Origin of the sequence: Bradyrhizobium sp. NBAIM03 (genome assembly GCF_020194055.1) — a bacterium.
Classification (GTDB): Bacteria; Pseudomonadota; Alphaproteobacteria; order Rhizobiales; family Xanthobacteraceae; genus Bradyrhizobium; species Bradyrhizobium yuanmingense.
The window spans coordinates 1-408 of the sequence record NZ_JADYVS010000226.1 but is presented as its reverse complement, the minus strand read 5'-3'; the positions used below and the strand labels follow the sequence as shown (position 1 = coordinate 408).

At 61.0% G+C, this 408-nt stretch carries 1 protein-coding gene; it reads right to left on the bottom strand.

The window, feature by feature from the left end; all coding sequences use genetic code 11:
- Positions 1-139: 139 nt before the first annotated feature.
- Positions 140-394, bottom strand: a complete 255-nt coding sequence (locus tag I6F21_RS38225; protein WP_225184449.1) for a hypothetical protein — start codon at positions 392-394, stop codon at positions 140-142.
- Between the last annotated feature and the right edge of the window lie 14 nt (positions 395-408).

The window sequence follows — 408 nt, the reverse complement described above, 5'->3', positions numbered from 1 at the left end:
GCAAGAGGGTGGTCAGCGAGCGTGTCGGCGGTGCGCCGTATTCGCGCGATGAGGCGCCCAGCCGCAGCCTCATTTTCCGTCGCGATATAGTCGGCGATCTCCCGCGAATTTCGTAGGGAGCGCGGCGTCCACAGGAGCTTCACGTGCCGCGATATTTCGCAAAGACGGCTTCGACTTCCTCCTCGCCCGCGAAAGTCCCGCGATCGGCTTCCTCGACTCCGATTAGGATTTGTTCGAGCGCACGCTCGTCATCGTCGGGAGGTGCCGGATAGTCCATGACGGCTAGCAAAGCCTCTTCCGCAACCAACTCGATCGTCGTCTTTTGACCAGCCGCGACACGTTCGAGCCTTCGAAGGGTCTCGTCGTCCACTCGCAGCGTCAGGGCTTTTACCATTCAAGGCTCCTGTC